This is a genomic window from Haladaptatus sp. AB618, assembly GCF_024136965.1.
In the GTDB taxonomy this organism is placed as follows: domain Archaea; phylum Halobacteriota; class Halobacteria; order Halobacteriales; family Haladaptataceae; genus Haladaptatus.
This window is the reverse complement of sequence record NZ_JAMYJX010000001.1, coordinates 1,020,146-1,029,246: the sequence shown is the minus strand read 5'-3', so window position 1 is coordinate 1,029,246 and position 9,101 is coordinate 1,020,146. Positions and strand designations below refer to the sequence as shown.

General features: G+C 59.2%; 15 protein-coding genes. 10 read left to right on the top strand and 5 right to left on the bottom strand.

Annotation, left to right across the window (positions count from 1 at the left end):
• Positions 1 to 12: 12 nt before the first annotated feature.
• Positions 13 to 849: an MBL fold metallo-hydrolase gene (locus NKF26_RS05530; protein ID WP_253234067.1), complete on the top strand. Its 837-nt coding sequence runs from the start codon at positions 13 to 15 to the stop codon at positions 847 to 849.
• A 30-nt stretch (positions 850 to 879) separates the two neighbouring features.
• Here the strand turns inward: NKF26_RS05530 and NKF26_RS05525 are convergent, their stop codons facing one another.
• Positions 880 to 1,179, bottom strand: a complete 300-nt coding sequence (locus NKF26_RS05525) for a hypothetical protein (RefSeq protein WP_066145362.1) — start codon at positions 1,177 to 1,179, stop codon at positions 880 to 882.
• A gap of 243 nt (positions 1,180 to 1,422) precedes the next feature.
• On the opposite strand from NKF26_RS05525, the gene NKF26_RS05520 reads away from it, so the two are divergent.
• Entirely contained in the window at positions 1,423 to 2,643 is a 1,221-nt protein-coding gene (locus tag NKF26_RS05520; protein ID WP_253227225.1) for an inorganic phosphate transporter, read from the top strand.
• Here the strand turns inward: NKF26_RS05520 and NKF26_RS05515 are convergent, their stop codons facing one another.
• Entirely contained in the window at positions 2,644 to 2,973 is a 330-nt protein-coding gene (locus NKF26_RS05515) for a hypothetical protein (RefSeq protein ID WP_066145359.1), read from the bottom strand.
• Between the two features lie 78 nt (positions 2,974 to 3,051).
• Entirely contained in the window at positions 3,052 to 4,380 is a 1,329-nt protein-coding gene (gene trxB / locus NKF26_RS05510; protein ID WP_253234066.1) for a thioredoxin-disulfide reductase, read from the bottom strand.
• Positions 4,381 to 4,489: 109 nt separating this feature from the next.
• Between trxB and NKF26_RS05505 the strand changes: the two genes are divergently transcribed.
• The 8 genes from NKF26_RS05505 (at position 4,490) to NKF26_RS05470 (ending at position 7,828) form a co-directional block, all read left to right on the top strand.
• Complete coding sequence (locus NKF26_RS05505) at positions 4,490 to 4,774, top strand: DUF357 domain-containing protein (RefSeq protein ID WP_253227223.1); 285 nt, start codon at positions 4,490 to 4,492, stop codon at positions 4,772 to 4,774.
• A 58-nt stretch (positions 4,775 to 4,832) separates the two neighbouring features.
• Positions 4,833 to 5,108, top strand: a complete 276-nt coding sequence (locus NKF26_RS05500) for a winged helix-turn-helix domain-containing protein (protein ID WP_066145352.1) — start codon at positions 4,833 to 4,835, stop codon at positions 5,106 to 5,108.
• A 58-nt stretch (positions 5,109 to 5,166) separates the two neighbouring features.
• Positions 5,167 to 5,472: a hypothetical protein gene (locus NKF26_RS05495; RefSeq protein ID WP_253227222.1), complete on the top strand. Its 306-nt coding sequence runs from the start codon at positions 5,167 to 5,169 to the stop codon at positions 5,470 to 5,472.
• Positions 5,473 to 5,609: 137 nt separating this feature from the next.
• A complete protein-coding gene (locus NKF26_RS05490) occupies positions 5,610 to 5,891 on the top strand; it encodes a winged helix-turn-helix domain-containing protein (protein WP_253227361.1) in 282 nt (93 codons plus the stop codon).
• Positions 5,892 to 6,033: 142 nt separating this feature from the next.
• Entirely contained in the window at positions 6,034 to 6,228 is a 195-nt protein-coding gene (locus NKF26_RS05485; protein WP_066145339.1) for a cold-shock protein, read from the top strand.
• A 92-nt stretch (positions 6,229 to 6,320) separates the two neighbouring features.
• The gene (locus NKF26_RS05480) at positions 6,321 to 6,500 is read left to right on the top strand and encodes a hypothetical protein (RefSeq protein WP_066145336.1); all 180 of its coding nucleotides are present in this window, start codon (positions 6,321 to 6,323) and stop codon (positions 6,498 to 6,500) included.
• Between the two features lie 290 nt (positions 6,501 to 6,790).
• A complete protein-coding gene (locus NKF26_RS05475; protein WP_253227221.1) occupies positions 6,791 to 7,027 on the top strand; it encodes a UPF0058 family protein in 237 nt (78 codons plus the stop codon).
• 201 nt (positions 7,028 to 7,228) lie between these two features.
• Positions 7,229 to 7,828 (top strand): archaellin/type IV pilin N-terminal domain-containing protein, encoded by a 600-nt coding sequence (locus NKF26_RS05470; RefSeq protein WP_253227220.1) that lies wholly within the window; start codon positions 7,229 to 7,231, stop codon positions 7,826 to 7,828.
• A 32-nt stretch (positions 7,829 to 7,860) separates the two neighbouring features.
• On the opposite strand, the gene NKF26_RS05465 is transcribed toward NKF26_RS05470, so the two are convergent.
• The gene (locus NKF26_RS05465; RefSeq protein WP_253227219.1) at positions 7,861 to 8,661 is read right to left on the bottom strand and encodes a carbon-nitrogen family hydrolase; all 801 of its coding nucleotides are present in this window, start codon (positions 8,659 to 8,661) and stop codon (positions 7,861 to 7,863) included.
• The gene (locus NKF26_RS05460; protein ID WP_253227218.1) at positions 8,658 to 9,089 is read right to left on the bottom strand and encodes an SRPBCC family protein; all 432 of its coding nucleotides are present in this window, start codon (positions 9,087 to 9,089) and stop codon (positions 8,658 to 8,660) included. The genes NKF26_RS05465 and NKF26_RS05460 overlap by 4 nt, the downstream gene beginning before the upstream one ends.
• Between the last annotated feature and the right edge of the window lie 12 nt (positions 9,090 to 9,101).

Here is a 9,101-nt window from a genome sequence, read left to right as displayed (position 1 = left end):
GGCAGTATTCACATGGCAAGTAGCGACTGGGGGGATTGGCTCCCGCGAGAAGTCGAGGAAACGACACCGGATGGAATCGCGCTCTGGTATCTCGGTTGCAACGGGTTCGTCCTGAAGGGGAGCGACGAAACGACGCTGTTCATCGACCCGTACGTCGGCACGGGTGATCCGCCACGAACCGTTCGGATGATTCCCGTCCCGTTCGACCCGGAAGACGTGACGGAAGCCGATGCGGTGCTGGCGACCCACGAACACACCGACCACGTCCACGGGCCGAGCCAAGCACCCATCCTCGCCTCGACCGGCGCGGCGTTCTACGCACCCGACGACAGCCTCGCCGTCGCACGTGAGGACGAGCAGTGGACGGACAACTGGGACGTCTCGGACGACCAGTTCGAGGAAGTTGCGGAGGGAGAGACGTTCGAAGTCGGCGAATTCACGATTCACGTCGAACCGAGCCACGACGCCGACGCGACACATCCCGTCTCCTACGTCATCGAACACGGTGACGTCACCTTCTTCCACGGCGGCGATACCAAACCCGGCGAGGAACTCGAAACCATCGGCGAATCCTACGACATCGACCTCGGCGTGCTCGCCTTCGGCTCCGACGGCTGGATTCCCGACAAGGAAACCCGCGAACCGAAGTACACGAAGTGGTACAGCGACGAAAACGAAATCGCCGACGCGGCGAACGCCCTCCAACTCGATACGCTCCTCCCGACCCACTGGGACATGTGGAAAGGGCTGACGGCGGACCCGACGGCGCTGTACGACCACACGCGGAGCTACGAGTATCCGAACGCACTGGAGATCATCGAGATCGGCGACCGTGTCGAACTGAACTAGAAAAAACGGCGAACGGCAATTTTCGTGCGTTCAGTGCGAGTGGCCGGTCGCCTGCTCGAACGTGATGCCGATACGCTCCTCGAACAGCTCTCGTGCTTTCTCCTCGATGGCGACGACTTCCTCGTCGGGTTGGCCCTGCGTGTGGTGAACCGCCGCGTGGGCCTGCTGGACGAAGGAGACGACGGCCATGTCGCCGATGACGGTCTCCCGCGATTCGTCCTCCTCGCGGAGCAGGTCGATGAGTCCCGGCGGGAGTTCGACTTCGTCGGTGTTTCCGTCCGGTCCTTCGATGGTGTACGTTTCCGTCTCGACGGAATCTGTTTCTACCATACCACCCGTTTTGACGTGAAGCGTTAAGGGTCTGTGGATGGCGACTGCACGGCGACGACCGTTTCAATCATCTGGGTAGATAGGAACTGGTTATTCATAACTTCCTTGATCCTATTCCCCGAAAACCGTACCAAAGACCACTTAACGGAGGATTTTGTAGAGTAGGTCGATGTTTCAGACCGAGACGCATCCCTATGACTGGATAGTGACAGGAACGTGTGCCGTGCGGTCATCTCTTTCGTAATGGCCACAGTACTTCTCGTCGTGGTCGTCGCGTTGGTCGCATCGCTGTTCATGTCGTGGACGGTCGGCGCGAACAGCAACTCCGCACCCGTCGCACCTGCCGTCGGCGCGAACGCGCTGTCGATCCTGCGGGCCGCGCTGTTGGTGGGACTCGTCGCCGGACTCGGAGCGATCGTCCAAGGTGGAAGCATTTCCGAGACCATCGGAAAGGACCTCGTCACCGGTGTGACGATAACGCCGGTCGCGGCCGCTGCGGCCCTCCTGACGGCCGCGACGCTCATCACCATCGGCAACACGCGGGGATACCCGATTCCGTCGGCCTTCGCCGTCACGGGCGCGATGGTAGGTGCCGGTATCTCGCTCGGCGGCGGCTTTGCGACGCACGAGTACGTCAAAATCCTCGCGTTCTGGTTCACGATTCCGGTCACGAACGCCATCATCGCCTACGGCGTCGCCAGAGCGCTGCGAAGCGAATCGGTACCGGAATCGATCGGCGTTCCCGTGCTGGCCGGACTCGTCGGCTACGCAGTAGCCAACATCCAACTGACGGTCACTCCGAAATCGAACGGGACACCCGGTTCGATCGCTCGGACCCTCTCCACGGATTGGGACCTGCTTCCGGGTCACCTCGTCGGAAGCTACACCCTCGGAATGGTCCTCGTCAGCGTCGTCTTCGGCATCCTCGCCGTCCTCGTCACTCGGTTGGCGCTCGTGAACGACGAGCAGAAAGGAATCAATCGATTTCTCGTCGTCCTCGGTCTCATGGTCGTGTTCACGAGCGGCGGGACACAGGTCGGCCTCGCGACCGGTCCGCTGGAAGCCATCTTCGAAACCGACCTGCATATCTCCACAGTGTACCTGCTCGCGCTCGGTGGTCTCGGCATCCTCGTCGGCGCGTGGACGCGGGCACCACGACTCATTCAGGCGGTCGCACAGGAGTACGCCTCGCTCGGCCCGCGACGGTCGATCGCCGCGCTCATTCCGGCGTTCCTCATCGCCCAACTTGCGATCGTTCTCGGCATTCCGATCTCGTTCAACAAGGTGATGATATCGAGCATCGTCGGCGCTGGCTTGGCCGTTCGTTCCTCGAATTCGGGGGGCGGCGTTTCGGCGTCGAAAGCCGGGTACACCGTCGGCGCGTGGGTCGTGTCGATGGTCGGTGCCGGGTTCATCAGCTTCGCGCTGTATCGACTGCTGACGATGGTGCCGGGTTTCACGTAATCAGGAGAGCAACTGGTCGACGATGGCTTCCTCCGCGGCGGCGGTCTTCATCTCCTCCCACGTCGCAAACTCCGTCGTCTCCACGACGTAGCTATCGAGACGTTCGTCCGGGAGTTCGTCCATCCGACCCGGCCCTTCGAGGTTCCACGCGCTCTCGCGGTAGAAGGCGTGAAACGAGTCGAACTGGGTGTATCTTTGCATGAACTCCTCCGAGAAGAACTCGTCCGAGTTCACACGCGTTCCCGCCTGTAACTCGAAAACCCGTTCGAGCGCCTCTTCGAGTCGACCGTGAAGCGGTTCGAGTTCGGAGACGCGGAGGTCGAAGTCCATGCGGTCCACTACCGGAGTGAAGAAACTAAACCCTGTGGCTGCAACTTCGACCCGAAAATACGGTTCTCGGTCTTCGGATCAGTCGTCGGAGGCCGCCGCGCTCTCTTGGGTGGCACTCGCTCCGCCGAGTTCGGCCGTCTCCAGGTAGTCGTCCGCGTCAAGCGCGGCCTTACACCCCATGCCTGCCGCGGTCACCGCCTGTTGGTAGTGGAAGTCCACAACGTCGCCCGCACCGAAGATTCCGGGGACGGCCGTCTTCGTCTGGTTGCCGCCCTCTCCGCCTTCCGTTCGGATGTAGCCCTCCTCGTCCAGTTCGACGCCCGTGTCTTCGAGGTATCCCGTGTTCGGCGTGTGACCGATGGCGAGGAACACCGCGCCCACGTCGAAGTCGAACTCCTCGGTCTCGGGGTCGTCGAGCTTTTGCGATGGTTTCCCTTCGGGGTTCGACACCAAAGTGACGTGGTCCACGCCCTCCTCGGGCGAGCCGTGAATCTCGGTGACTTCGGTGTTCTTCATCACTTCGATCTCGCCAGCATCGACCTTCTCCTGCAGGCGGTCCTGCCAGTAGTTCTCCGCGCGGAACTCCTCGCGGCGGTGGACGAGGTACACCTTCTTCGCGAACTTGGTCAGGAACGTCGCTTCCTCGAAGGCGGCGTCGCCGCCGCCGATGACCACCATCTCCTCGTCGCGGAAGAACGCGCCGTCGCAGGTCGCACAGGTCGAGACGCCGTACCCCATCAGTTCGTCCTCGCCCGGAATCGACAGCGTTCGGGCGCTCGCACCGCTGGCCGCGATGAGCGCGTCCGTCGTGTACACGTCGCCGTTCGTCAACTCGACGCGGAACGGACGCGAGGACTCGTCCACGTCCGCGATGATGCCGGTTTTTACCTCGGCACCGAACCGCTCGGCCTGCTGTTGCATGTTGTTGATCAGTTCCGGCCCGCTGATTCCATCGGGGAATCCGGGGTAGTTCTCCACGTCCGTCGTGAGCGTCAACTGTCCGCCGGGTTCGTCACCCTGCAAGACGAGGGGGTCGTTGTTCGACCGCGCGGAGTAGATGGCCGCGGTCAGTCCCGCGATTCCGCTTCCGGAGACGATGAGTTTGCGGTGTTCGACGTCCTCTTCTCCCCCGTCAGCGATGGCGAGTCCGAGTTTCTCGTCCAGTTTCCCCTCCTGTTCGAGCGCGCAGGTCTCGTCCCACCCTCCGATGAGTTCGTCGTCGACGAACACCTCCGGCGCAGTCTTGCGCCCGTCCGCCCGTTCGACCATCTCCTCGAACAGTTCATCGTCGCCAGTGACGTTGTACGTCTCGTACTCGACTCCCTTCTCGTCGAGGAGGTCCTTGGCCTTCTCGCAATACGAACAGTTCTCCTTGGTGTACATCTCCACCCGAGGCTCTTCGGTCATGGTGCAATATCACTCTTCGTAGTGTATTTACCTTGCGCTGTCTCCCCTGCTTTCCGGTTTCACGGACGGTGTCGCAGACCTTACCTTCGCGCCCCACCACGGTTCGGTCATGCCTGCAGATCTGGTCGAAAAGACGAACCGGTACGAACGCCTGTTGTCGGAAGCGCTCGACGCCGCCGAGGTTTCGGCACCGACTGACACGCCGATGGGTGAGGCGGCGCTCGACTGTCGGGAGATGGCGCAGTCGTATCTGGACGACGGGAGGCACTTCAAGGCGGACGACGACTTCGTCAACGCGTTGGCGTCGTTTTCCTACGGCCACGCGTGGTTGGACGCAGGCGCACGGATCGGAATCTTCGACGTTCCCCGCGAGGGGCACCTGTTCACGATGTGACGATCTCTGATTAGTAGGGCGATGCGCTTACGTGGAAGGGGTGTTTCGGTCCGGTGTAATGGAGGGCGTTCTCTGGTACGTGCTCACCGGAACTCGCGGCGGAGCCAATCGTGTACGATTGGTTCGGGCGCTAGACGAGCGACCACGGAACGCCAACCGATTGGCGGAGGACTTGGACCTCGATTACAAAACCGTTCGTCATCACCTCGACGTGTTGATGGACAACAGCATCGTCGAGAACAGCGGCGACGACTACGGTGCTGTGTACTTGTTGACCGACCAAGCCCGACAGCATTGGGAGACGATCGAGGACATCATGGAGAAGATGGACTGAGTATGGCCGAATCTGGGAAAGCATATATGCGAGAGCGATCACAAAGGAGGTACGACGGATGGGAATCTGGATAGACGTCGCGCGGGTTTCTACGGCCCTCAACGTGGTGTTGCTCCTCGGCTTGAGCTACGTCTGGTTGGACAACTACCGACAGTTCCATTCGAAACACACGCTCGGCCTGTCCGTGTTTGCCATCCTCCTCCTCTGTCAGAACGCGCTAGCGGTGTACATCTACTCGTGGGACAACGTGCTGTCCGTCTGGTTTGCGACGAAAGTACCGGCACCCGCGTGGCGCGCGATGCTGGCACTCCACGTCCTCGAATTCGTCGCACTCGTGTTTCTCACGTGGGTCACGTGGGACTGATGTTTTGACCCTTCCTTGTCGGAATAGATGACAATTTACCCCGGTTTAGCCACTCCATAGCAAGGGGCATGGCGTTCGTCGGTAACGTCCGTGACACACCGAACGCGCAGCATCGGGGATACGTGGAGGCAGGGACGATGAGCCAAAGCGGCAAACTGTGGTACGTCCTCTCCGGGAGTCGCGGCGGTGCTCGTCGGGCGGCCCTGCTGGAGCAACTCGCGGAGGAGCCACGGAACGCGAATCAGTTGGCAACCGACCTCGATATCGACTACAGTACCGTCCGTCACCACCTCGATATCCTCGTCAAACACGAACTCGCCGAGATCCGAACGGAGGAGTACGGTGCGACCTACGCACCGTCGGCGGAAGTCGAGCATAACTGGAAGGAAGTCGAGACCATAATTCGAACCGTCTCGTGACGAGTTTCAGCCCTCGGTTCACGCTACCGTCGGCGAGTAGTTCGATTTTACCCGTCGACGGAATGTATGTTCTACGGTATATTGTCACACGATACCAATAACCGCAATTTTTATGCCCGTCACGGCGGTTTGTCTACGTGCAATGGCGAAAGGTACGGTCACCTTCTTTAACGATACCGGCGGCTACGGGTTCATAGAGACGGACGACGCGGACGACGACGTGTTCTTCCACATGGAGGATGTCGGCGGCCCGGACTTAGAGGAGGGACAGGAAGTCGAATTCGACATCGAACAGGCAGATAAAGGCCCACGAGCGACGAATCTCGAACGGTTGTAATCGGATTTCGTCACGGGAGAGACGAGTAGCGACTGCTCTCTTTCGGGGGAGCGCCAAAAAGATTTTTCTCCTTTCCGACCGATATAGGTCGTATGGTGGAGACCTACGTTCGATTACTCTGTCCAGAATGCGGAAAGCACTGGGAATCGGGACCGGACGAGCTGCCGGAACCGAAACGACAGTTCAACTGCCCTAACTGTCATGCGACCCGAGCGACATCGGAGTTCACGCGAACCGAGCGTGACCTCGAAACGCTCAAACAACTGCAGTAAGCCGACGTTGTAATCGACGAACGAACCCACTTTTCATGGCGATCCCTTTTTCCGGATATAGTTCGCTACTGTCGGTATGCCCGCCTAATGCGGTCCAGACCAATGAGTCGTTTCATCGGATGGGTAATCCTACTACCACCCGTAATCGGACATGTCCGGACGAGCGCATCGCCGTGATACTGCATCAATTTTCGAAACTCTTCTGAAACCCCCCGAGAAGCTGACTATACGGCGTGCTAACGGGACTCAAGATAGTAATATAACCCTGCAACCGTTATCTTCGTGTGCTTATGAAGAAGCAGGAGCTCATCCACCTTCACGGCCTGCTTGCGGAAGTTGGCAATCACTTCGAGAAACGGGACGGAGAACAGATTTCGCTTGACGAGTACGACTCCCTTGGCGTACGACCAACGTCTATTCACAAATCGAAAACCGATCACAAAGCGGCAGTGTTTGCGCTGTCCGAGGCAATCACGTCGGGAATGAGTGAGACCGAACGCAAAGCGGTCGCACCACAAGCAGACTAAGACGCAGCGCGCCGATTCTCTCCAATAGTACCTTCCTCAGTAGCGACGCGTTTCACTACCGAATCCTCAACACGTATTTGTCAAATAGTACTGTTTACCGGGTTCTCATACATGATAATAGTCTGGTGGTTATAATACATCCCCTATCGTATGCATGCAATACTGGACTGACAAAAATCATATAAAAGAATATAAACAAACATGAAAGAGAACAATAACGACGGTTCGATCTCGGACAGAGGTCAGGTCGGCATCGGGACGCTCATCGTGTTCATCGCGATGGTATTGGTCGCCGCGATTGCGGCGGGCGTACTCATCAACACGGCGGGCTTCCTCCAGTCGAAATCCGAGCGAACTGGCACACAGAGTACTGCACAGGTAACGGACCGTGTACACATCGTCAGTGGGTACGGAAACGTCACTACCAACTCGACGACCGGTGTCCACGAAGTTGATTACGTCAACCTCACGGTGATGAAAGGCTCTGGTGCGGGCGATATCAACCTCTCGAAGGCGACTATCGAATGGCTCGGTCCCGACGGTGCTACTATTTTGGTGGAAGGAAACAAGGCGAACAAGAGCCGATTCGCCGTTCGATCGATTCGTGACACGCACAATACGCTCCCAGTTCTCGTGGACAAGCAGGACCGTTTCCGCATCGTCCTCAACACGAAGGAACTCACCGGCGGACTCAAGGAACGTCAATCGTTTACGGCCAAAATCGTCACGAGATCGGGTGCAGTGACCTACCACAAGAGCATGCCTGAAACGCTCTCGGACAATCACGCGATCGCACTATAATCTCCCCTTTCTATCGGTTTTTTTACAGTCGGCTAGCGACGTCTATCGTGCCACGCGGGGAATTCCTCGCGCACTCGTTCGACGTGTGTGGGGTCGATATCCCGAATCACTAGCTCCGGGTCATCACCCGTACTGGCAAGCAGTGTTCCCCACGGGTCATATACCGACGAACGGCCGATTAGCGTCGCATCCTCGTACGAACCTGACCCGTTGATCGCCGCGAGGAAGCACTGGTTTTCGATGGCGCGCGCCTGTGCTAACACGTTCCAATGTTCGACTCTGGGGTAGGGCCACGCGCTGGGCACGAGCAGCAGCGTCGCGCCTTCCTCCGCGAGATCACGATACAGTTCCGGAAATCGAAGGTCGTAACAGGTGGTCATCCCGACGGTCACACCCTCGAACTCGGTGATGCCGAGCGACTCGCCCGGGACGAGCAGTTCGGCTTCTGCCGACTCGTAGCCGAACAGGTGGTGTTTTCGATACACCGCTTTCCGACGGCCGTCACGGTCGAAGAAGACGGACGTGTTCGAAAGCCCCTCCTCGGCGGGAGTCTCGCCGTCCGTCAGCGAAAGGTCCTCCACGATGCTCCCCGCGAGTACCGCGATGTCGTGCTCGTCGGCGAGGTCGCTGATGCGTGTGAGCGTCGACCCGGTGAGCGATTCAGCGTTTCGCTGGTACGTCTCGAAGGCGAAATAGCCGACGTTGAAGATTTCGGGAAGCGCGACGAGGTCGGCACCGCGTGCGGCCGCTGATTCGATGGCGTCCGTTGCTCGGTCGACGTTCGCCGCCACGTCACCCCCTTCGACGGCGATCTGTGCGAGTGCGAGTTTCACGAGACGACACCGACCTCGTTCCGAAGTGTTCGTTCCAAGTTCGTCAACTCGTCGTCGAGGTGTTTCTTGAAATAGCGTTCGATGCCGGGAACCTTGCCCTCGACGACGAACCGATTGTGGAGTTGACTACCGTCCTCCGTTTCCTCGATTTCGTGTTCACCCGTCACGCGCATCGCCGACGACTTGCCGACGAACTTTACGTACCGTGGTTCCTCACGCGTCACGTCCTCGGTCTCGACAGGGACCGTTCGATTCACGAACGGGATCGGGAGTTCGATGTGCCACGTCGCTCGCTTGCCGTCGTCTTTCAGATCGTAGTCCGAAACCACACTGATGGCCTTCGCTCGGTACTCCGGCTCGGCGATGAACCCCCACACATCCTCGGGCGGAACCGGCAGGTCGAAGGTCCGCTCTACCCGGACAGTCATACGACTAGATTA